Below are 22,385 nucleotides of genomic sequence, written 5' to 3'. Positions count from 1 at the left end.
AGAAAACGGGGGCCGGCGATGCCGGCCCCCGCCACGAAACGCTCGTGTAACCGATTAGCTGAACAGACGCAGCACGGCCTGCTCGGACTGACCGGCGAAGGCGAGCGCCTGGATGCCGAGCTGCTGACGGGTCTGCAGCGACACCAGGTTGGCGCCTTCCTCGTTGATGTCGGCCAGCGTCAGCTTGTCCGCGCCTTCCGACAGGTTGTTCACGTACTGCTTCGTGAAGTCCAACCGGGTCTGCAGGAAGGTCACGTTCGCACCGAGCGACTTCGCAGCGCCGCGGAGCTTGCTGATGCCGGTATCGAGCAGCGTGATCGCGTCGTCGAACGCGCTGACCGTGGTACCAACGGCCGAGAACTCCGCCGCGCCACCGGTGCCAAGGAAGGTCGACAGACCGCCGTTGAAGCCGGTGAGGGCGTCGCCGCCGTTGGTGAACAGGCCGGACACGTTCAGGTTACGGCCTTCGACGGTGAAGGTCGCCGTCGACGAGGTGGAGAAGTCGACGCTGAGCTTGCTCGCCGTGCTGTTGATCAGGTTGAGGCCCTGATAGCTCGCGTCACCGGCGAGCTCGTTGATCTGCCCAAGCAGCTCCTGGAACTGGTTGGTCAGGTCGGCCTGCTCGGTCGTGGTCGCGGTCTTGGCCGAAGAAACGATACCCTTCAGCTGCTTGACGATCTTGTCGATCGCCTCGACGCCGTTGTTGGCGGCCTTCAGGGTCGAGATGCCCTGATCGATGCCGTCCTTGCGGTCGGTGAAGTCGGCCGCGCGGTTGTTGAGCGCCTGCGCCTGGAAGAACGACACCGCGTTGTCGATCGCCGACGCGACCTTGAGGCCCGTCGACAGACGGCCCTGGGTCAGGTTGATGCTCGACTGGGTGCCCTGCAGGGAGAGCAGGTTGGAACGCGTGGACGCGCCAAGAATAATATTCGGCATTTGAGATGTACTCCGTTCTGGAAGTCAGCTTCGGGGCGCTTTGCACCCCGCAGACCCCTCAGCAACGGATGTGCCATCAGGCTGTCCGGTAGGCAGAATCGAGCCGCCGGGCGGCTGAATTTGCCTAATGAGTTCTTAGGTTTATCGGTTATTCACTGCGTTTCGGCCAAATCTGCCCGGCAAAAATTGCCGACCGGCAAGCGGTGCCGGGCGGATCTTGCCGGGCGCGCCTCACAGGCCGTGCACGTTGCCCTTGCGCCAGTTGCCCTTGACCAGGATGTCGGCTTTGGGCGAAGCGGCGCTGAACACTTGGCCGTAGATCAGGGTATCGAGGCAGAGCCGTCCCATGCCGAAGGAGCCGGCCGAGAGGCAGAGCAGGTCGCCCTGCACGCTCCAGGTCTCGTTCGCCACGGCCCGCCAGGCGTTGCGCGCCTCGTCCAGCACGCGCACGCGGGCGATGCCGTCCTCGCGGAGCCAGGCCTGGAAGACAATGCGATCCGAGCTTTCCAGGCCGCCTTGAGCCGGCTTGGCCGGCGCGAAGGAACGATAGGCGAGAACGCTGATGGTGCTGCCCTTGAGGGTGGCGCCGACATCGACCGGCGTGTCGGGCTTGAGGATCGAATCCTCATGCTCGTGGTGGCCATCGGGCGCGCCGCCCGCCGCGAGATGCAGCATCGCCGCCGTTGCCAGTGCCACGAGTTTCATGCCGCCCGTCCCCTCGCTAATCGGGTCACTTTAGCCAAGGCGTTGCGGCCGCGCGAGAGGGCCGGGAGGCTCAGTCGAGCAGTGCCCAGCTCAGCGCCGTGCCGCGGGGGATGTCACCGCGCGCGGTGCGTCCGAGCAAGGCGGGCAGATGCTTCGGCGCCAGGCCATGGCCCGGCCGGATCGAGCGCACGTTGCGGGCGGTGATCGTCTCGCCGGCGCGGATGTCCTCGACCGCATAGAGGGAACGGCGGAACATCACGTTGCCGCGCTCGCTCGCCGCCCGTGTGTAGCTTACATGGCCGAGTGCGGCATGGGCGGAACGGCAGCCCTCGACCAGCGCCACCAGTTCCTCCGGCTCCAGCGAGAAAGCGGCATCGGGGCCCCCGTCGGCCCGGCGCAGGGTGACATGCTTCTCGATTACGCGGGCGCCGAGTGCCACCGCAGCGATCGACACTGCCGTGCCGATCGTGTGGTCGGACAGTCCGGGCACCACCCCGAAGGCCTCGCCGAGATGGGCGACGGTTTGCAGGTTGGCGTCCTCGGGCGGCGCGGGATAGGCGCTGACGCAGTGCAGCAGCGCGATCTCACGCGCGCCGGCGCGGCGCGCCGCGGCGACCGCCTCGCCGATCTCGCCGAGATCGGCCATGCCGGTCGAGATGATCATCGGCTTGCCGGTCCTGGCGACGCATTCGATCAGCGGCAGGTCGATCACCTCGAACGAGGCGATCTTGTAGGCCGGCGCGCCAAGCTCTTCGAGCAGGCGCACGGCGGTCGGGTCGAACGGCGTCGAGAACACGGTGATGCCGAGCTCGCGCCCCCGGGCGAACAGCGGGGCATGCCATTCCCAGGGCGTGTGCGCCTCCTGGTAGAGCTCGTACAAGCGGCGGCCGGCCCAGGGGCCCGTCTCGATGCGGAAGTCGGGACGATCGCTGTCCAGTGTGATGGTATCGGCGGTATAGGTCTGCAGCTTGACGGCATCGGCGCCGGCGCGCCGCGCCGCCTCCATCAGTGCGAAGGCGCGCTCGATATCGCCGTTGTGGTTGCCGGAGAGCTCGGCAATCAGATAGGGCGGCGCGTCGTCCGCGATGCGGCGGCCGGCGATACTGATTTCCCGACTGCCCATCACTGCCGTCTCAGTGCAGGAACCCGATGCAAGGAAAGGTCAGGCGGTCACGCCCGGCCTTCGATGTAGTCGTCCCAATAGCGCTCGATCCGGCGCATCAGCTTGAGCGCCCCGACGATGGAACCGTCTTGCGTGAGATTGCCAATCGCCTTGGCCTGCCGGGCTTCCAGGTCGCGCACGCGCTCGATCAGCTTCAGGCCGCGATCGCTGACCTTGAGCAGGGTGGAGCGGCGGTCGCGCGGCGAGCGCTTCTGCTCGAGATAGCCGACCTCGACCAGCTTCTTGATGTTGTAGGAGGCGTTCGAGCCCTGGTAGTAGCCGCGATCCATCAGGTTGCGGACGTTGATCTCCTCGCGCCCGATATTGCTCAGCAGCAAGCATTGGACGGGGTTGATGTCGTGGATGTCGAGCCGGTCGAGCTCGGTCCGCAACACGTCGAGGAATCGCCGGTGCAGGCGCTCGATGAGCTGGGTCAGCTCGCGGAACTCGTCGGGCATCGGCGACTTTGCCGCTGGCCGTGAGGCCGTGGCAGTGCTGGATTCGAGCTGCAGTGTATCCATGGGACCCGATCTTCCTATGGCCGTTCACCGGCATGACTGCGGAACCGCCCTCCGCCCGGATCGGGAAGTCGGTCCCTGCGACCGCGTCACCCTCGCTCCATCACCGTAAAACATCGGTTAATCTCGTATAGTTTCTCGCAACATTCCTCATAAAGTCACAGTAACCTTCAGAAGCCATTAAGCTTTCCGGCCGACACTGCCGCCATGACCAGCGCCCCGGAAAACGCGCGCGGGAGCACGGAACAGGCAGCCGATTCTCGGCCCAGGTCGAACCTGCTTCTGGCGCTCGCCGCCGACCGCAGCCCTGCAGGCCGTGGCGCCCTGTTCCGCTCCGTCACCGACGTGCTGCTGGCCTCCGGGGCTGCCATGTCCGAGCGCGAGCGGACCGAGGCCGGCGCCATTCTCGAAACCCTGCTGCGGGAAGTGGAGGCAGGCTTGCGCGCGGCGCTGGCCCAGGGCCTCGCGCGGCGCAACGATGTGCCCAGGTCGCTGGTCATGGCGCTCGCGGCCGACGAGATCATGGTCGCGGAGCCGATCCTGGCCTCGAGCCCGCTGCTGGGCGACAACGAGCTGATCGAGCTGATCCGCACGCGCTCGCAGGAACACCGCCTGCTGATCGCGGCGCGCCCCGGCATCGCCGAGCGTGTCTCGGATGCGCTGGTCCAGACCGGCGAAGAGTTGGTCATCGAGCGACTGATCCGCAATCCGGATGCGCATCTGTCGCAGAAGGCGATCGAGTATCTGGTCGCTGAATCCCAGCGCGTCGACCGCTTCCGCGAGCCATTGCTGCGGCGCGCCGACCTTCCGTCGCACCTCGCCGCCCGCATGTATCGCTGGGTATCGGAAGCTCTGCGCCGGGAGATCCTGAACCGCTACCCGATCGATCCGGCGACGCTCGACCAGGCGATCGCAGCGACAGCACCTCCGGCGGTCCAGGATGCCGAGGCCGAAGGCGAAGCCGCGCTGCGCCTCGCGCACCAGCTCGCGCTTCGCGCCCGTACCAAGGGCATCCTGAACGATCGCTTCGTGCTGCAGAACCTGCGCGCCGGTCACGTCGCCATCGCCGCCGCGGCGCTGGCCGAGCTCGCCGGGGTCAAGCCGGATCAGGCCCGCCGCTATCTGCTCGATCCGACCGGCGAGGCACTGGTGCTGTGCTGCCGGGCCGCCGACATCCCGCTGCCCGCGGCCGTCAGCATGGTCGCGATGGCGGCGAAGGCGCATGACCGTGCGGCGTTGCGACCGCTCGGCAATGCCGACATCGCCGCGATCTACGATCGCATGTCGCCGCCGCAGGCGCGCGTCGCCTTGCGGCTCTGGCAGCCCGGCAAGAACGGGAGCCGCGTCGCTTGATCCAGCAAGCACGCAACGGCCAGTCCGATCACGGCTCGCCGGCCATACCGGAGACGTTGCTGCGCCTCGCCGAAGCCGTCGCGCTGATCGACGTTGCCTATCTGGCGGACACGCAAGGCCGCCTGCTGGCTGCAAGCCAGGGCTACCGCGAGCTGATGGACCTCGCCGTCGACGCCACCATGGTGCCGCCCCGGCATGCGGGCATCGTCGCCGCGGCGGTACGCGACGGCGAGTCCCTTGGCGGCACGGAGATGCTGGGCCGGGGGCTCGGCGCCAGCGCGCACGCGGCGCGGCACGTGCCCGTGCGGCTGCCCTCCGGCGAGATCGTCGGTGTGCTCGGGGTCCTCATCGACGCCAAGGAAGACCCGGCGGGCAACCGCGCCAGCCGTGACCGCCGCCGCTTCCAGGACTTCATCCGCGCCTCGGCCGACTGGGTCTGGGAGACCGATCGCAGCGGCGCCATCAGCTTCGTCTCCGACCGCGTCACCGAGGCGCTCGGCCTGCCGCCGATCCTGCTGCTGGGCCGGCCGTTCGACGAGATCGGGCGATCGGTCAGCAGCGACGCACAACGTGTGACGATCGGCGCCGCCATGGCGGCGCGGCGGCCCTTCCGTGGCGCCGAGATCGCCATCGACGACCGCGAGGGCAACGAGCGTCGCTTCCTCGTCAACGCCGTCGCCGCCTTCGACGATCGCGGCGACTTCGTCGGTTTCCGCGGCACCGCGACCGACATCACGCCGCAGCGCCGGGCCGAGCTACTGGCCGGCCAGGCGCGCGAAGAGCTGCGGGCGGCGCATACCGAGCTCGAGCGCAAGGCGGCCGAGCTTGCCGAGGCGCTGAATCGGGCGCACGCCTCCGAGCGCGCCAAACGCGAGTTTCTCGCCACCATGAGCCACGAGCTGCGCACGCCCCTCAACGCCGTGATCGGCTTCGCCGACATTCTGGCCCAGTCCGAAGGCAGGACCCCGGCGCCACGCGTCGCCGAGTATGCCGGCGACATCTCCATGGCGGCCCGGCACCTGCTCCGCCTGATCGGCGATCTCCTCGACGTCGCGGCCATGGACGGTGCGACGCTCCGCCTGCAACCGGTAGCAACAGAGATCGGCCAGCTGGTCGCCAAGGCACGCGCCATGATGCTGCCGCAGGCAGCGGCCGGCGGCGTGGCCGTGCAGATGCGGGTCGACCCGCCGGACCTTGCCGCGCACGCCGATCCGACCCGGGTGCTGCAGGTGCTGATCAATCTGCTGGTCAGCGCAACGAAGCGCACGCCGGCCGGCGGCGCGGTCCTGATCGCGGCGGGCGTGACCGCCGACATGGTGGTGATCGAAGTCAACGACGGCGGCAGCGCCCTGACGCCCCGCGAGGGAGAGCAGCTGTTCGATGCGTTCGGCCGTCCGGGCTCGAGCGTCCTGACCCGGCCCGATCTGGGGCTCGGCCTCGACCTGCCGATCGCCCGCGGTCTTGCCCGCCTGATGGGTGGCGATCTCGCATTGCACGCCACCGGACCGGCCGGCTCGGTGTTCCGGCTCACTCTGCCTCGTGCACAGGCAGTGGTAGCCAAACCTTAACCGTTCCAACGCTGGAATGGCCGACAAATGTATGCCTTGTGCTACCTATGAGCGAGATCGTCCGGACGGCTGACGCCGATCGCCTGCTGCAGCTTGCCGCGCGCAAGTCTGCGCAGGGACGGGAGACGCTGTATCGCACCTTATGGGACTTCTTCGAACAGCGCTCCGGCACGCTCACCGATGCGGAGCGGACGCTGATGACCGACATCCTGCGCCGCCTGAGCCGCGATATCGAAATGTCGATCCGCATCGAGCTCGCCCGCGCGCTGGCCGCCAAGCCCAGTGCGCCGCGCGATCTGGCCCGCGTGCTGGCGGATCAGGAGATCGAGGTCGCCTTCCCGATCCTGATGGAAAGCCGCGTCCTCGAGGACATGGACCTGATCGAGGTGGTCCGCACGCAGACGCATCAGCATCGCCTCGCCGTCGCCATGCGCCAGGACATCAGCAGCGACGTCTGCGAGGCGCTGGTCGACAACGGGTCGCCCGAAGTGGTGGTCGCCCTGCTGCGCAACGAATCCGCCCAGGTCGGGCACAGCCTGATGGATCGGATTGCCGAGGCCTCGCGCTCGATCGACGCCTACCAGGAGCCGCTGCTGGCGCGACCCGACCTGCCGCCGGCGCTGGCCCGCCGCATGCAGGCCTGGGTCTCCGCGGCGCTGCGCCAGTTCATCGTCGACAAATTCAAGATCGATATCGACGAGGTGGACGATCAGCTGTCCGGGGCGCTCGACAAGGGGCCGCATGCGGAGATGAACGAGGTGCCCCGCACGCCGATCGAGACCATGGTCGAGCGCATGGCACAGGAGGGCAAGCTCACCATCGATTTCGTCATGCGCTCGCTGCGGCGCGGCGAGATCGCGACCTTCGAGGCGGCATTCGCGCAGCTCGCCGGCATCCGCCTGCGTCTGGCGCGCCGCATCATCTACGAGCCGGGTGGCGAGGCCTTCGCCATTGCCTGCGTCGCCGCGCGGATCGACCGGCAGAACTGCCTCAGGCTGTTCGAGCTGACTCGCCGCGCCCACGACCTGTCGGCGGGCGAGATTGCCGACCAGAGCGCGGCGCTGGCGGTGTTCTACGACCAGACCACGCCTGAAGCGGCGGAGATCGTCGCCCGCAAGTGGCGCCGCAATCCGGTCTACCTCGCCGCCCTGAAGCAGATCGGCGCGACCTAGCGTCATTCGCCGCCGCAGCTCAGGAACCGGGCGCCGCCGTCCGCCCGGCCGGTGTGACGTCGAGGCCGACCGCGATCCTTTCGTTGTCGCTGCGGACCACGACGATCTCGAGCTGTTCGCCAATGTCGACGTTCCGCTCCTGATGCGGCACGAAGGGAGCGAAGTAGGCGAAATCCCCCGCGGCGATCTGCGCCGCATATCCCAGCCGCTCGCCCCACCTCAGCTCGCCGCGCCCGCGCACGACATAGACCGCCACTTCGTGCCGCCCATGATGATGCGCGCCGGTCCGCGCATTCGGCGCCAGTGCCACGCGGCCGATCCAGGTTGCGTGTCCACCGGTGCCGGCAAAGTCGAACGCCGTCGCACGGCCGCTCCCTGCCGGACCGGTCATGGCGGCATCCAAGGTCGCCCCTTGCACGACCCTGACGCCGTCCGCCCATGCGCCGTTCGTCGTCATCGCCACCTCACTGTGCCGCCGCTGCGTAGACCGAGGCGAGCTGGCGCGAGACCAGTTGGGCATAGAGCCCGCCCGCGGCCAGCAACGAGGCATGCGTGCCAGTCTCGACCACCCTGCCCTCCTTCAGCACGACGATCAGGTCGGCATCGCGGACCGTCGACAGGCGATGCGCGATGACGATGGTCGTGCGATCGGTCTTGAGCTGATCGAGGGCGCGGCGCACCGCCTGCTCGTTCACGGCATCGAGATGCGAAGTCGCCTCGTCGAGGATCAGCACCGGCGCGTCCTTGAGGAAGGCGCGCGCGATCGCCACCCGCTGGCGCTGGCCGCCCGACAGGCTGGTGCCGCGTTCGCCGACCGGCGTGTCGACGCCGTCGGGCAGTGCCGCCACCAGCTCGCCGAGCGAGGCATGCTCGATCGCCGCCGCAAGCTCCACCTCGCCGGCTGCCGGACGGGCGATCAGGATGTTGCGGCGGAGCGTATCGTTGAACAGGTAGGTGTCCTGCGCCACCAGCGCGACCTGGCGCCTGAGATCGTCGAGCTTGTAGTCGCGCAGGTCGGCGCCGTTCAACGTGATGTGGCCCTGATCCGGATCCCAGAACCGCATCAGCAGCTGCGCCGTCGTGGTCTTACCGGCACCCGATGTGCCGACCAGCGCGACCGTGCTGCCGGCCGCGATCTCGAACGATACATCGGCGAGCGCACGGCGGCTCTGCCCCGGATAGGTGAAGCCGACCCCCTGAAGCGCCAGCGCCGCGGGCCCCGATTGCCGCGGAACGCCAGGTCCATCGGCGACCGGCACCGGCTCGTTCTCCAGCGCGTAGATCCGCCGCGTGGCACCGAGGGTGTCGGCGAGCTGGCGGCCGATCTGCGCGATCTCCGAGACCGGCAGGAAGGCCGCCATCGCGAGCAGCGCGAGCAGCGGCAGCAGGGCGGGATCGATCGCGCCCTGCGTCGCGAGAACGCCGCCGCACACCACCACCGCGAGGCCGCCGAGCCCGGTCAGCGTGTCGAGCAGGCTCTGCTGGCGCGTCAGCTCGGCGAAGAAGGGCAGCCGCAATCCGACATGGTGGTCCGACAGCTCGTCGAGGCGCCGGCCACGCGCACCTTCCTGCTGGAAGGCGACGATCTCGCCAAGGCCCTGCACGGAATCGACGGCGAAGGCACCGAGCTCGCCCGAGGCCTCGCGTGCCTGCGAGCCCAACCGGTCCACGCGTCCGCGCAGCAGGAACGGGCTGGCGCCGACGGCAATGAGGAACGGCAGCAGGGCAAGCGCGACCCACGGGCTCGCGCCGGCCAGGATCACCAGCACCGCCGCGGGCACCAGCACGGCGACGAAAGCCGGCGCCATGGTATGGGCGAAGAAATACTCGACCAGCTCGACATCGTGGGTGGCGAGCGTCATCAGATCGCCGGTGCGGCGGCGCACCAGATAGGCCGGCGCCAGCCGGTCGAGCTTGCGGAACACGTCGATCCGCATCTCCGCCAGAAGGCGGAACGCCATGTCGTGCGCGATCCAGGATTCGAGCCAATGCAGCGCGCCCGAGAGCGGCGCCACCACGGCGAGCGCCCAGAGATAGGCGCCGAACGGCTGGCCGTTCTTCAGCGCCAGCACGGTGAGCGCGCTCAGCACGCCGATGCCGATGAAGGCGAGCACGCGCAGCACGCCGAACACGAAGGTGGCGGCGAGCCGGCCCTTCCACGGCATGATCTGCTTCATCAGGGCGGCCACCAGGCCGAACCAGCCGAGCCCCTCGGCCTTGATGATCCCCTCGGTCACCGGCTTCGCGGCGCCACCCGGCTGATGCGTTTCGGTTTCCACCGTACCGGTCGGGGCCGCAAGGTCGATCGCATCGGCGACGGCGCCTTCCCGCACCTGTTCCGCCATCAGCCGGGCATAGAGCCCGCCGCCGGCCATCAGCTCGCCGTGACGCCCGTTCTCGGCCACCCGGCCGCCCGCCAGAACCAGGATGCGGTCGCAATCGATCACGCTGGAAAGCCGATGCGCGAGGATGAGCGTGGTGCGGCCTTGCATCAGCCGGCCGAGCGCGTCCTGGATCACGGCCTCGTTTTCGGCATCGACGGCGGAGAGCGCCTCGTCCAGTACCAGGATCGGCGTGTCGCGCAGCAGCGCGCGAGCGATGGCGAGGCGCTGGCGCTGCCCACCGGAGAGCTTGATGCCCTTCTCGCCGATGACCGTCCGGTAGCCCTGCGGCAGGCCTGCGACGAAGTCGTGGATGTTGGCGGCCCGCGCGGCCGCCTCGATCGCCGCGTGGTCGGCATCCGGCCGACCCATGCGGATGTTGTCCTCGACCGTGCCGTGGAACAGGAAGGTGTCCTGGTTCACCACCGAGATCATTGAGCGTATCTGCTCGAAGGAGAGCTCCCGCAGGTCGCGGCCGCCGATCCGCACGGTGCCGGCATCCGGGTCGTAGAAGCGCAGCAGCAGGCGTACGATCGACGACTTGCCGCCGCCCGACGGACCGACCAGGCCGATCCGCTCGCCGGCGCGCGCTTCGAAACTCAAGGCTTCATGCACCGTGCGCCGCGTGCCCGGATACTGGAAGCGCACGCCCTCGAAGGCGATCGTGGGCTCGAGCGGACGGTCGAGCGGCGCCGGCGCGCGGTCGGCGACGATCGGCTGCGCGTCCAGGATCTGGTAGATGCCCTGGGCCGCCGACATGCCCACCATGCCCTGGTGCAGCACGGTCCGGAGCTCGCGCATCGGACGGAAGATCTCGACACCCAGCATCAGGATGATGAGCAGCGCGGTGAGCGGCATGGTGCCGGCCTCGACGCGGAAAGCGCCGAGCGCGAGCGCCGCGGCGGCGCCGCAGGCGATGGCGCTGTCGGTGATGCCGCGCGCCAGCACGTTGGTCGCCAGCACCCACATGGTGCGCTGGAACAGGTCGCGCGCTTCGTGCTCCAGCTTGTCGGCGCGCGCCTTGCTCTGGCCGAAGGCCTTGAGCGTGGCGAGGCCTTGGATCGAATCCAGGAACTCGGCGGCAAAGGCGGCATAGGCCTTCTGGCGCCCGACGGCGTTCTTCACGTCGCGCTTGTGCCAGAGCGCCGGCGCGAACAGCGCGATCAGCGCGAAGGCGAGCATGACTGCCGCCACCGGCAGGTCGATCCAGGCGACCACGGCGAAGATCAGCACCGGCGTCAGCAGCGAGATCAGGAATTGCGGCAGGAACTGCCCGAAATAGGTCTCCAGCTGATCGACCCCGTCGATCAGCGAAAGCGTCAAGGCGCCGGAGCGCTGGCGCCCGATCGTGGCAGGGCCGAGCGCCGCGATGCGGTCGTAGATCGCCCGGCGCAGGCGCTTCTGCACCGCCGCGGCCGTGCGATGCGCAACCATGGTGCGCCATTGCTCGAACAACCCGCGCAGCACCATGACGACGGCGATCAGCGCAATCGGAAGGACCAGGGCGTCGGGGCCGCGCCCGGCGAAGATCTCGCCGATCAGCCAGCCCAGCAGGCCGAGCCGCGCGATGCCGAGCCCGACCGCGACCAGGCCGATCAGAACCGCCCCGAGGATGCGAAGGCGGACCCCCTCGGTGAAAACCCAAAGACGCGGCTCGAAGTGCATCTGCATTTCCCCTATCGCAGCGCCGTCACGATAGCTTGAACGCTGATGTTCGCCATTCGACATTTTGGCGATCTTGCCGTACATTTTTGAACGCTTGGCGGGGCAAAGGGCATGATTGCGGACTGGGGCGACCTGAGAATCTTCCTGACCCTGGCGCGCGAACGGAAGCTGGCCGCCGCCGCGCGCAAGCTCGGCATCAGCCATCCGACCGTGGCGCGCCGCGTGAAGGCGCTGGAACAGGCGATCGGTGCCCGGCTGTTCGACCGCCTGCCGGATCACTTCGTGCTGACCGCCGCCGGCGAGGAGCTGATGGCGGATGTTCAGGCCATGGAGCAGGCGGCGGAGTCGATCCACCGGCGCAGCGCCGGCCTCGCCGCAACCGCCAATAAGGGCACGGTGCGGCTTTCCGCCGGCGAGGCGATGACCGCGTTCATCGCCCGCCACCTGCCGAGGCTGCGCCGCAACCTGCAGTGCATCGAGATCGAACTGGATTCGAGGCACTTGCTTGCCAACCTTTCCAAGCGCGAGGCGGACCTGATGATCCGCGAACAGGTGCCGGATCTCGCCAGCATCGTGACGCGCAAGCTTGGCCATGTTGCCTACGCGGTCTATGGCGGTGGTGACCTGGCGCAGCGGGACGCGGATCCGGCCTGCCTACGCGCGGCGCCCTGGGCCGGCTTCGACGACGATCACAGCTACATGCCCGGCCAGCGATGGCTGCTCGACCTGCTGGACGGCGGGCGGCCAGCCGTCCGGGTCAACAACTGGCTGGTGATGCATGAAGCCGCCGCCGCCGGCGCCGGCCTCGCCGTGCTGCCCTGCTATCTCGGCGACGGCGATCCCAGGCTGCGCCGGATCGGCCCCGTTCTGCCGCGGGTCGCGCCCGAGCAATGGCTGCTGGTGCACGACGATCTGCGCAGCCTGCCGCGGGTCCGGGCGGTCATGGACGTGCTGGTTCAGCTGTTCCAGGAGGAACGGGCAGCGCTCGAGGGCCGTGGGTCCGCCCGCCCCCACGAGGCTCGGCCCGGTCCCACCGCCCGACCGCGCAAAACCGGCCAGCCCGCGCTATATTCCGTCCCATGATCGACCCGTTCGGCCGCTCCGTTACCTATCTGCGCGTGTCGGTGACCGACCGCTGCGATTTCCGCTGCGTCTATTGCATGGCGGAAGACATGAGTTTTCTGCCCAAGGCCGAGATCCTGAGCCTGGAGGAGCTCGACCGGCTGTGCTCCGCCTTCGTCGCCAAGGGCGTGCGCAAGCTACGCCTGACCGGCGGCGAGCCGCTGGTCCGGCGCAACGTCATGTGGCTGATCGAGCGGCTCGGCCGCCACCTCCAGACGGGCGCTCTCGACGAACTGACCCTGACCACCAATGGCAGCCAGCTCGCCCGCCACGCCGAGGGCTTGGTCAAGGCTGGCGTGCGCCGGCTCAACGTCTCGGTCGACACGCTGGATCCCGCGCGGTTCCGCAAGCTCACCCGCTGGGGCCGCCTGGAGCAGGTGATGGAGGGGCTCGCCGCCGCCAAGGCGGCCGGCCTCAGGATCAAGATCAATGCCGTCGCGCTGAAGGACGAGAACGAGGAGGAGTTCGACGACCTGATCGCCTGGTGCGGCCGCGAAGGCTTCGACCTCTGCCTGATCGAGACCATGCCGATGGGCGATATCGACGGCGACCGCACGGCGCAGTACCTGCCGCTGTCGCTGGTGCGCGCCAGGCTCGCGCGGCGCTGGACGTTGGAGGACACCGACTACAGCACCGGCGGCCCCGCCCGCTACGCAAGGGTGGCGGAGACCGGCCGCATGCTCGGCTTCATCACCCCGATGACGCATAACTTCTGCGAAAGCTGCAACCGCGTGCGTCTCACCTGCACCGGCACGCTCTATATGTGCCTCGGTCAGGAGGATGCGGCCGACCTGCGCGCGTCGCTCCGCGCCAGTCCGGACGACACGCTGCTCGCCGCCGCGATCGACGAGGCGATCGGCCGCAAGCCCAAGGGGCACGACTTCATCATCGACCGCCGGAACAACCGCCCCGCGGTGCCGCGCCATATGAGCGTGACCGGCGGCTGAGCCGTCAGTCCAGCTTGACCTGGTGGGCGAAAGTCTCGCCGTCGGAGACGGTGAGCTGCTCGAAGCCCATCAGCTTCAAGAGATCGAAGAAAGTGAACACCTCCTCGACCTGCATCTCGCGCAGCAGCGGCGTGGTGCGGGCGACCGCGGTCAGCTGTGCGAGCAGGCCGCGCGCCTGATAGATCGAGCGGAAGCCGTGATCGCCGAGCGACACGATGATCATCTTCTCCGCCCGCTCGCCCTTGGCGAAAAGGGCGAAGGGCGGCGGATAGGGCTTGCCGAGCTGCTGCTGTGTCAGCGCGGTGACGAAGGCCACGCGGGTCGAGCGGGTCGCATCCGGCATCGCCGCGGCGCGCGCCGCGTAGATCTCGCGGCTGGTGATCTCGGGGTAGTAATAGCCTTCATGGCGCTGATCGAGGCTGCGCTCGTCCATCCGCTCCGGCATGCGATCGGCCGGTGCGCCGCCCTGCCCGGTCTGGGCGAGGGCTTCACACCCAGCCGCCATGACCAGAGACAGCGCTAATGTTGCCAGACGTCGCCGATACCACATCCTCGCCCGCCCCCGACTCCGCGGCGCCGATCTTGTCGTTCCGCCGGCCGGCCAGCAAGGGCCGTCGCGCCGGCGCCGAATGCATAGAACGTTAGGGCCGCTCGGCTATACTCCGCCCCCTTCATGGCCGCCGCAGGGGAGCGCCGTTCGTCGATGGCATATGACAAGATCGCGTTCCTCGCCGATCGCAACGACAACGCCCAGACGGCTCTGAAGGCCCTGGAGGAACGCTATGGCAATGCGCCGGTCGCGGAGGCCGATGTCATCGTGGGCCTTGGGGGCGACGGCTTCATGCTGCGCACCCTGCATCGGCACATGACGCGCAACGTGCCGTTCTACGGCATGAACAAGGGCACTGTCGGATTCCTGCTCAACGCCTTCGCGGTAGAGGATCTGCCGGCGCGGCTGGGCCGGGCCGAGACCGCGACCCTGCACCCGCTCCGCATGAAGGCGCTGCGCGAGGCCGGCACGGAACAGGAGGCGATCGCCATCAACGAGGTGAGCCTGCTGCGCCAGACGCGCCAGGCCGCCAAGATCCGCATCTCGATCGACGGCCGGGTCCGCATCGAGGAGCTGATCTGCGACGGCGTCATGGTGGCGACGCCGGCCGGCAGCACCGCCTACAACCTGTCGGCGCATGGCCCCATCCTGCCGCTCAGCGCTGGCGTGCTGGCGCTGACGCCGATCAGCGCGTTCCGCCCGCGGCGCTGGCGCGGCGCACTGCTGCCGCGCAACGTGCATGTGAAGTTCGAGATCCTCGACAACTACAAGCGGCCGGTCAGCGCCGTAGCCGACCTGACCGAGGTGCGGGAGGTGGTCGAGGTCGAGATTGCCGAGGCGCCTGATATCTCGCTCAAGGTCCTGTTCGATCCCGAGCACAATCTCGAGGAGCGCATCCTGAACGAGCAGTTCATTCCCTAGGCGGCGCGCGCGGAATTCAGCCTTTCGGCGGCCTGACGCTCATCGCCAAAGTTCGGTCGTCGGCGCGCGGCTCGTAGTTCAGCCCGTCGCGCATCGCCCAGGTATTGACGTTGAACAGGATCGGGATCACCGCGTGATCCTGCATGGCAATCTCGGAGGCTTCGATCAGCAGCTTTTCGCGCGCGCCGTCGTCCAACGTCTCCAGCGCCTTGTCGAGCACCGAATCGAGCGCCGGGTTGGCGTAGCGGCCGCGATTGGCAATGCCGGCGCCCTTCTTCGGGTCGAAGCTCGCGACCAACGCCCTGAGCGGCGATGAAACATCGCCCGTGGACGCACTCCAGCCGGCCAGCAGAAAGCTGAACTCGAGCTGCGCGCCACGGGAAAAGAACAAATTCGCCGGCATGGTCTCGACCGCGGTCTGGATGTCCACCCGGCCCAACATCTCGGCGACCGCTTCGGCAATCCGCTCGCCGTTGACGTAGCGGTTGCTCGGCGCGTGCAGCGTAATGCCGAAGCCGTTCGGATAACCGGCATCGGCGAGCAGCTTCCTCGCCCCTTCGGGATCGTGCTTCGGCGGGCCGAGTTTTCTGGAAGCGCCGAAGAAGCTGTCGGGCAGGAACTGGCCGGCGGGCATGCCCTGCCCCTCCAACACCCGCGCGACGATCGCCTCGCGGTTGATCGCCCGGGAGATGGCGCCGCGCACTCGCGGATCGCGCAGCGGATTCTTCTCCAGCGGATTGCCGGCACGGTCGGTGACGAAGGGCGATCTCGTCTCGCGGCCGGTATCCATATGCAGGTAGATCACGCGATTGGACGCCGTGCTGGCCAGGCGAATGTCCTTGTTCTGCTTCAGCTGCGAAAGATCGGCCGGCGGCACCGCATCGATCAGTTGCACCTTGCCCGCCAGCAGCGCCGCCACCCGGGCGCCGTCGTTGGTGAGATAGCGGATCTCCACCTTGTCCCAGGCCGGCGCGGCGCCCCAATGGGCGGGGTTCTTCTCCAGCAGCAGCCGGTCGCCCCGCTGCCACGCGACGAAACGATATGGACCGGTGCCGATCGCTGCCCTGCCGCCGTTATAGTCCTCGGTCGACGCCCCCTCGCCATGCTTCTTCGAGACGATCAGGACATTCGCGAGGTCCACCGGCATTCTCGGATGGGGCCTGGCCGTACTGAGCCTGACGGTGTGCGAATCCAGGACCTGGATCCCGCTGATCTGTCGCGTGTAGGTGGCGAAGGAAGCAGGGCTGTTCGGCACGTCGGCGGCGCGTTCGAGCGAGAACTTCACATCGTCCGCCGTGAAATCGCTGCCGTCATGCCACTTCACGCCCCGGCGCAGCTCGAACTCCCAGGTCAGCGGATCGATCGTCTTCCATGCCACGGCAAGGGCGGGAATCGGTCGCTGTGCCGCGTCGAAATCGACGAGCGGCTGAAAGATGTGGGTGAGCACCGCGAAGTTGGGTGCGAGCGCGTGAAAATGCGGATCGATGGCGCTGCTGTCGGTCGAAAGGCCAATGCGCAGATCTGCCGCCGGCGCGGGCGCTGCCCAGATCAGCGCCGCCGCCAGCAGGGCGCATTGCAGGCCGCGCCCGGAGAATTGCCGCATTTAGTCCTCTATCCCTGAGGTTGAGCCCCGGTAGGTGATGGTACCAACAGGTCGTCCGGCCGGCCTGCCCGGTCGAGGGCGGCCACGATGCCGGCCGCCGAAGTCACGCGCAACCGGCCTGTGCTGTGGACCCCGGCCCGGCGGGGATGCTAAACACGAACATCGACATGACAACGAGCGCGGGATGAGCGCCAACGTTCTCGAACTGCTCCCGATCGACATCACGCGCTGGGCGGCCGGGAACACCGGCATCCCATATGTCACCACGATCGAGAGCGGACGAGCGGGCCCGCATGTGCTGCTTACGGCATTGACGCATGGCAACGAAGTCTGCGGCGCCCATGCACTCGATTTCCTGCTCGAGCAGGGTGTGCAACCGACACATGGACGGCTCACTTTCGCCTTCGCCAATGTCGGCGCCTACGAGCGCTTCGATGCAACGCGCCCGACCGAGTCGCGGTTCCTCGACGAAGACCTGAATCGCGTCTGGAGCCCGGAGATCCTCGACGGGCCGCGGCAAAGCCGGGAGCTTGCGCGGGCGCGGGCGTTGCGCCCGGTGGTCGCGGCCGCCGATTACCTACTCGACATCCATTCGATGCAGACCGGCGCGCCGGCGCTCATGCTGTGCGGCTTGCAGGCCAAGGGCCGCCGCCTCGCGGCAGAGGTCGGCGTGCCGCCGCTGGTGGTCGCCGATGCCGGGCACAAGGCGGGCCCGCGCATGCGCGATTTCGGCGATTTCGGTGACGAGGCCAGTCCGAAGACAGCCCTGCTGGTCGAATGCGGCCAGCACTGGTCCCTGGCCGCCCGCGACGTGGCACTCGACACCGCGCTGCGCTTTCTGATCGCAGTCGACGTGATCGATCCCCACTGGGCCATTGCTCGCCTCAGCGCCCGGGCGGTGCCGCAACGCTTCATCCGCGTCACGGACGCGATCACGATCACGTCGCCCGACTTCCGCTTCCACAGTCCCTTCGAAGGCATGGAGGTCATCCCAAGGGCCGGCACCGTGATCGCCGATGACGGCGACCACGACGTCGCCACGCCATATGACGATTGCGTCCTGATCATGCCGAGCCGCCGCATGGTCGTGGGCCAGACCGCCGTCCGCTTCGGCCGTTTCGAGGCCTGAGCAGCACCGTGCGGGGCGTTGTCGGGGGTGCCGCGCTGACGCTCGTCGTCGGCGCCGCCGGTGGTCTTTTGTTCTATTGGCTTCGCCTGCCGCTCCCCTGGATGCTCGGCGCCATGGTGGCGAACACCATCGCCGCGCTCGGCGGGGCGCCGGTCCGCCTGCCGAACAGTTTCCGCGCGCTCTGCATCGTCGTGATCGGCGTCATGCTGGGCAGCGCTTTCACGCCGGGCCTCGCCGCCCGCGTGCCCGACTGGATCGGCGGGATCGCCGTGCTCGCCGTCTATGCGCCGCTCGCGACCATCGCCGGCTATCTCTACTTCCGCCGCGTCGGTGGATTCAGTGTGCCGGATGCCTATTTTGCCTCGGCGCCCGGCGGACTCAACGAAATGGTCCTGGTGGGCGAGGCGATGGGCGGCGATCCGCGCCGGATCGCGCTCGTGCACGCGACCCGCATCCTGATCGTCGTCTTCACCGTGCCGTTCTACTTCCGCTATTTCTCCGGCCAATATTCCGAGGCGGCGCGCGTCGCAGCCGACCATCTGCCGCTCGGGCTGCAGGACGCGCTGATCCTGACCACCGCCGGCATCGTCGGCGCGCTGCTCGGCCGCGTCGCCCGTGTTCCGGCCTCGCAGCTGCTCGGCCCGATGGCGATCTCGGCCGCGGTGCATCTCACCGGCGTCACCAGCTCGCGCCCGCCGGTGGAGCTCGTCGCCGTGGCGCAGATCGTCATGGGCAGCACGATCGGCTGCCGCTTCTCCGGCGCCCGTCTCCACGAGATCCGGCGGGTGATCCTGATCGGTGCCGGCAGTGCCTTTCTGCTGCTGACCGGCACTGCCGGCTTCACCTTGGCGTTCCAGGATCTCGTCGATGTGCCGGCGGAAGCCCTGGCGCTGTCGCTCGCGCCCGGCGGCGTGACCGAGATGTCGCTGGTCGCGCTGGCGCTAGCGGTGGACGCCGCCTATGTCTCCTGCCTGCACATCATCCGCATCGCCATGGTGGTCAGCGTCGCGCCGCTCGCCTTCCGGCTCGGAGCGAAGCGCAAGACCTAGGCGCGGAACAATCCCTGCGGCGCCTTGATCGTCGCGGTATCGGGGAACACCTTGCGCTCGATCGCCGGGACATCAACGCCCAGATGGTCGCGCAGCACCGCTTTGTAGACGGCCCGCGTATCCAGGGTCGGCTTCAGGTCGCGGCCCTCGAATAGCGCGCCGCGACCGAGGCCCGGCCAGTCGGCAAGAACCCGGCCGCCCTTCACCGCACCGCCGACCAGCAGAGCCAGACCGCCGGTGCCGTGATCGGTGCCGCCGGTGCCGTTCGGCGCCGCGGTCCGCCCGAACTCGCTGACGCAGAGCACCACAGTGTTGCGCCAGGCCGGGCCGAGCTCGGCGGCCATGGCGGTGATGCCGGCGCCGAGCGGCGCCAGGCTCTGCACCAGCCTTCCGCGTACCGTGCCCTGGGCCGAATGCGTATCCCATCCGCCGATGTCCAGCACGGCGATGCGCGGGCCGCGATCGGCGGCAAGGAAGCCGCCCGCCGCCCTGGCGATGGCGACGAAGGCGCCGGCGCCGCGGCCGCCGCCCATGCGTTCGTCGCCCGACAGCACCTCGCCCGCCATGCTCTGCGCCTTGAGGCCTTCGGCCAGCGCCGGGCCAAGTTCGGCATCCTGCTGCCACAAAGCGGCGATGCGGGTCATCAGATCGGCCGACGGGGTCGGCATCCGGCTCGGCGCCCAGCTGGCCACCGGCGCCTCGCCGCGCAAAGTCAGCGGCATCGATGGGCCGACCGCCAGCGCCAGACGCCGGTCGGCCGGCGACGGCAGCTCGCCCAGCGCGCGGTTGAGCCAGCCATCGGCGCGGCCGACAACACGTGGCATCCCGGCTTCCAGCTCGTCCTGCGCCTCGAAATGCGAACGGCCGCGATGCGTGGTCGCCACAGCGTGCACGGGTAGAAGCTCGCCCTGGCGCCAGAAACCGATCAACGGCTCGAGCGCCGGATGCAGGCCGAAGAAGCCGTCGAGATCGAGCGGCGCTTCCACGCCGCCCGGCCGGCCCATGTCCAACGCACCGCGCAGGCCGGCAAAGGCCGGATCGCCGTAGGCGGGCACCACCGCAAGCCCGTCCCACGCCCCGCGCAGCACGACGACGGCCAGACGGCGCTCTGTCGGAGCCGCCGCGAGCACGAGCCGCGGCGCATAGGTCGAGATGAGACCGGCGAACAGCAGGCGGCGTCGATCGATCGGCATCACCTTACCTCCGCTGGAATTCAGGGCTGGCGAGCAGCAGCGCCAGGCCCTCGCGGCCGCTCTCGGCCCGTGCCACCGCGAACCGTGTCGCGTCGCCTGCCGCCGGGCCGAGCGCACGTTCCAAGATCGCCGTCGGCGCTTCAGTGACACGCACGCGCTCGGCCACGGCGACGGCCCATTCGATGCGCTTCACCAGAGCCTCCGGCCCGGCCCAATCCTTGGCGCGGTCGGGCCAGCCGGCCGGCGAGGGCGCGCGGAACATCGGATGGCCGAGCTGGGCCAGGCTGCCCAGCACGCGGTCCGGCGCCGGCGCGATGCCGAGCGCACGATAGGCTGCTACTTGCAGTTCGAACGGCGTGCGCAGCTTGGGCGCGATCTCGGCCCAGGGCTCGGGCGCCTCTACCAGCGCGCGCGCCACCTGCAGCAGGTCGCCGCCGGTTTCGACAAATCGCATTGCAAGTCGGTCGACGAGCGTCGTTGGCGGATCGTCGCCGGCAAAGTGGCGCGCCAGCTTGGTCGCAATGTGCCTTGCCGTCGCCGGATGGGTCGCGAGAAATGTCAGCGCTGCCTCGCCCTGCTCGTAGCCGCCGGCAGCAAAGGTGCACCCGAGCAGCGTCTGCTCGCCCGGCTCGTGCGCCCGGGCGCGGAAGGTGAAGGCGCCCGTCGTGCCGCCCTCGTTGGGCCGCAGCAGGCCCCAGCCGGTGATCATCTTCGCCAGCGCCCGCACATCGTCCTGGCTGTAGCCGGCGGCGACGCCAACGGTGTGCAGTTCGAGGATTTCGCGCGCCAGGTTCTCGTTCAGCCCACGCCGCGACCGCACGCCCGATTCCGAGTTCGGACCGACCGAAAGGTGATTGTCGAGATAGAGCAGCATCGCGGGATGGGCGCAGGCGGCGACCAGCATGTCGGCGAACCGGCCCGTCACATGCGGGCGGATCGCCTCGCGCTCATAGGCGCCGGCGAAGAAGGTGATGGCCGGCCGCAGCACGGATACGGTCAGGTGATTGGACCAGAAGGCGACGAGGCGTTCGCGGAACGACTGCGGCGACCGCACGGCCGCGAGAAAGCGGGCGCCGGCCTCCTCGCCATAGACTTGGCGGCCGTTGCGCCGCAGCAGGTCTTCGAGCCCGGCCGCCCGACGCGCGGCGACGGCTTCCATGTACTCGCCCGCACGCCGGTTGCCGGAGGCGAGATTCGCAAAGGCCGCCGGGACTTCGCCGGGCATATCGATCTGCCGCAGCAACCAGCCGCGCGGATCGGCTTCCAACAGCGGTACCTCGGCCGCCCGGGCACCGAGCCCGAACCGGTTCGCCGCGATGATGGCCGCCCCGCTTCGCATGCCAGATCATACGGCCGCCGACGGCCGATCCTGCGCCCGAACCGGCAACGGCGCTATTTTTCCGAAGCGATCCGTCCGGCCTAGGTCCCACCGCCGTCCGACGTCCGCACTTCGCGCACCTCGACTTCCACGCGCATGCCGAGCATCTCGCCGGGCCGGCCGGTGAAGCTGCCGGCGATCGGCACGGCCTGAGAGGCATCGCGCGCGACCGCGATGCGGATGAGGTTGGCCGATCCGACGAGCCCGTTGGTCGGGTCGTATTCCACCCAGCCGGCGCCGGGGAGGTAGACATCGAGCCAGGCATGGGTGGCGCCGCCGCCGGTCAGGCCGCCGGCCCTCGCGTCGCTCGCGGGGTCATAGAGATAGCCCGAGACGAAGCGCGCCGCGAAGCCGAGGCTGCGCAGCGCCTCGATCATCAGAAGCGCGAAGTCGCGGCACGAGCCGGCGCCGCGCTCGATTGTCTCCAGCGGCGTCTGGGTTCCCTCGGCGTCGCGCGCCTCATAGCGAAAGCTGCGCTTGATGCCGAGATTGATGTCGCTGAGCAGGGCCAGCGTGTCGGTCGTCTCGCCGTGAACGAAGGCTTTCGCCCATTCGGTCACGCGCCCCTTGGGGTCGGGATGATGCAGTTCGAGCAATCGGCCGAGATCGGCGCGCTCCTCCGGGCTATAGATGAAGGGGTACCGGGCCGCCCCCGGATCGAGATCGAAGACCGGCCGATCGAGCGCATAGCGCTCGAGCTCGAGCCGGCTTTCGATCGTCAGCTCGTTCGCCGTCGCCGCGAAGCGCGCGATGGCGATCGAGTTGCCGAACACGTCATGCACCCAGCGGATCTCGGCCGACGGCGAAATCGCGAGCGTCGCGTCGACCAGTCGAAGATCGTGGCTGTCGCGCGGGCGCAGTGTCATCCGGTGGTCACCGAAAGCCACGGGCGCCGCATACGAATAGACGGTCCGATGGCGGACCGAGAGACGCTTCATGGCATTCACCTTATCCCGGATAAGTGGAGGCGGCTGCCGAACCAGCTGCCGCGCCGGTAAGTTGCCCTCCCCTCGTGGCGACGGTCTCGACCAAT

The 22,385-nt window shown here is 68.8% G+C and carries 19 protein-coding genes; 8 read left to right on the top strand and 11 right to left on the bottom strand.

What is annotated here, in order from left to right; all coding sequences use genetic code 11:
• Positions 1-54: 54 nt before the first annotated feature.
• The 4 genes from DT074_RS00430 to DT074_RS00415 all read right to left on the bottom strand — a co-directional run bounded on the left by DT074_RS00430 (position 55) and on the right by DT074_RS00415 (position 3,261).
• Complete coding sequence (locus DT074_RS00430) at positions 55-936, bottom strand: flagellin (RefSeq protein ID WP_119417818.1); 882 nt, start codon at positions 934-936, stop codon at positions 55-57.
• 231 nt (positions 937-1,167) lie between these two features.
• Positions 1,168-1,641 (bottom strand): hypothetical protein, encoded by a 474-nt coding sequence (locus DT074_RS00425; protein WP_119417817.1) that lies wholly within the window; start codon positions 1,639-1,641, stop codon positions 1,168-1,170.
• 70 nt (positions 1,642-1,711) lie between these two features.
• Entirely contained in the window at positions 1,712-2,764 is a 1,053-nt protein-coding gene (pseI, locus tag DT074_RS00420) for a pseudaminic acid synthase (protein WP_119417816.1), read from the bottom strand.
• Between the two features lie 47 nt (positions 2,765-2,811).
• Positions 2,812-3,261, bottom strand: coding sequence for a MarR family winged helix-turn-helix transcriptional regulator (locus tag DT074_RS00415; RefSeq protein WP_162914517.1), 450 nt, complete (start codon positions 3,259-3,261; stop codon positions 2,812-2,814).
• A gap of 267 nt (positions 3,262-3,528) precedes the next feature.
• Between DT074_RS00415 and DT074_RS00410 the strand changes: the two genes are divergently transcribed.
• The 3 genes from DT074_RS00410 to DT074_RS00400 are packed head-to-tail and all read left to right on the top strand — an operon-like array spanning position 3,529 to position 7,414.
• Positions 3,529-4,674, top strand: a complete 1,146-nt coding sequence (locus tag DT074_RS00410; RefSeq protein ID WP_119417815.1) for a DUF2336 domain-containing protein — start codon at positions 3,529-3,531, stop codon at positions 4,672-4,674.
• Positions 4,671-6,242, top strand: coding sequence for a sensor histidine kinase (locus DT074_RS00405; RefSeq protein ID WP_119417814.1), 1,572 nt, complete (start codon positions 4,671-4,673; stop codon positions 6,240-6,242). Before DT074_RS00410 ends, DT074_RS00405 begins: the two co-directional genes overlap by 4 nt.
• Before the next feature lie 47 nt (positions 6,243-6,289).
• Positions 6,290-7,414 carry a DUF2336 domain-containing protein gene (locus DT074_RS00400; protein ID WP_119417813.1) on the top strand — a complete coding sequence of 375 codons (1,125 nt, stop codon included), beginning with the start codon at positions 6,290-6,292 and terminating at the stop codon, positions 7,412-7,414.
• Positions 7,415-7,433: 19 nt separating this feature from the next.
• Here DT074_RS00400 and DT074_RS00395 read toward each other — a convergent pair whose 3' ends face one another.
• Complete coding sequence (locus DT074_RS00395; RefSeq protein ID WP_368744351.1) at positions 7,434-7,871, bottom strand: cupin domain-containing protein; 438 nt, start codon at positions 7,869-7,871, stop codon at positions 7,434-7,436.
• A 7-nt stretch (positions 7,872-7,878) separates the two neighbouring features.
• Positions 7,879-11,460, bottom strand: coding sequence for an ABC transporter ATP-binding protein (locus DT074_RS00390; protein WP_119417971.1), 3,582 nt, complete (start codon positions 11,458-11,460; stop codon positions 7,879-7,881).
• 111 nt (positions 11,461-11,571) lie between these two features.
• Here DT074_RS00390 and DT074_RS00385 point away from each other — a divergent pair, with 111 nt between their 5' ends.
• Positions 11,572-12,543, top strand: coding sequence for a LysR family transcriptional regulator (locus DT074_RS00385; protein WP_119417812.1), 972 nt, complete (start codon positions 11,572-11,574; stop codon positions 12,541-12,543).
• Positions 12,540-13,529, top strand: coding sequence for a GTP 3',8-cyclase MoaA (gene moaA, locus DT074_RS00380; RefSeq protein ID WP_368744349.1), 990 nt, complete (start codon positions 12,540-12,542; stop codon positions 13,527-13,529). Before DT074_RS00385 ends, moaA begins: the two co-directional genes overlap by 4 nt.
• Positions 13,530-13,533: 4 nt before the next feature.
• Here moaA and DT074_RS00375 read toward each other — a convergent pair whose 3' ends face one another.
• A complete protein-coding gene (locus tag DT074_RS00375) occupies positions 13,534-14,034 on the bottom strand; it encodes a molybdopterin-guanine dinucleotide biosynthesis protein A (protein ID WP_368744348.1) in 501 nt (166 codons plus the stop codon).
• Between the two features lie 198 nt (positions 14,035-14,232).
• On the opposite strand from DT074_RS00375, the gene DT074_RS00370 reads away from it, so the two are divergent.
• A complete protein-coding gene (locus tag DT074_RS00370; RefSeq protein WP_368744347.1) occupies positions 14,233-15,000 on the top strand; it encodes an NAD kinase in 768 nt (255 codons plus the stop codon).
• 16 nt (positions 15,001-15,016) lie between these two features.
• Here the strand turns inward: DT074_RS00370 and DT074_RS00365 are convergent, their stop codons facing one another.
• Positions 15,017-16,603, bottom strand: coding sequence for an ABC transporter substrate-binding protein (locus tag DT074_RS00365; RefSeq protein ID WP_119417808.1), 1,587 nt, complete (start codon positions 16,601-16,603; stop codon positions 15,017-15,019).
• Between the two features lie 184 nt (positions 16,604-16,787).
• On the opposite strand from DT074_RS00365, the gene DT074_RS00360 reads away from it, so the two are divergent.
• Together DT074_RS00360 and DT074_RS00355 are read left to right on the top strand one after the other, a co-directional pair.
• Positions 16,788-17,732, top strand: a complete 945-nt coding sequence (locus DT074_RS00360) for a M14 family metallopeptidase (RefSeq protein WP_119417807.1) — start codon at positions 16,788-16,790, stop codon at positions 17,730-17,732.
• A gap of 8 nt (positions 17,733-17,740) precedes the next feature.
• Positions 17,741-18,781, top strand: coding sequence for an AbrB family transcriptional regulator (locus DT074_RS00355; protein ID WP_162914516.1), 1,041 nt, complete (start codon positions 17,741-17,743; stop codon positions 18,779-18,781).
• On the opposite strand, the gene DT074_RS00350 is transcribed toward DT074_RS00355, so the two are convergent.
• The 3 genes from DT074_RS00350 to DT074_RS00340 all read right to left on the bottom strand — a co-directional run bounded on the left by DT074_RS00350 (position 18,778) and on the right by DT074_RS00340 (position 22,290).
• The gene (locus tag DT074_RS00350) at positions 18,778-19,974 is read right to left on the bottom strand and encodes a DUF1501 domain-containing protein (RefSeq protein WP_119417970.1); all 1,197 of its coding nucleotides are present in this window, start codon (positions 19,972-19,974) and stop codon (positions 18,778-18,780) included. The genes DT074_RS00355 and DT074_RS00350 overlap by 4 nt on opposite strands.
• Positions 19,975-19,978: 4 nt before the next feature.
• The gene (locus DT074_RS00345) at positions 19,979-21,313 is read right to left on the bottom strand and encodes a DUF1800 domain-containing protein (RefSeq protein WP_119417805.1); all 1,335 of its coding nucleotides are present in this window, start codon (positions 21,311-21,313) and stop codon (positions 19,979-19,981) included.
• An 80-nt stretch (positions 21,314-21,393) separates the two neighbouring features.
• A complete protein-coding gene (locus DT074_RS00340; RefSeq protein ID WP_119417804.1) occupies positions 21,394-22,290 on the bottom strand; it encodes a transglutaminase family protein in 897 nt (298 codons plus the stop codon).
• Between the last annotated feature and the right edge of the window lie 95 nt (positions 22,291-22,385).

The organism is Desertibaculum subflavum (assembly GCA_003576705.1).
GTDB lineage: Bacteria > Pseudomonadota > Alphaproteobacteria > Ferrovibrionales > Ferrovibrionaceae > Desertibaculum > Desertibaculum subflavum.
Note: the sequence above shows the minus strand (reverse complement) of the source record. Positions and strands in the feature narration are given on the sequence as shown.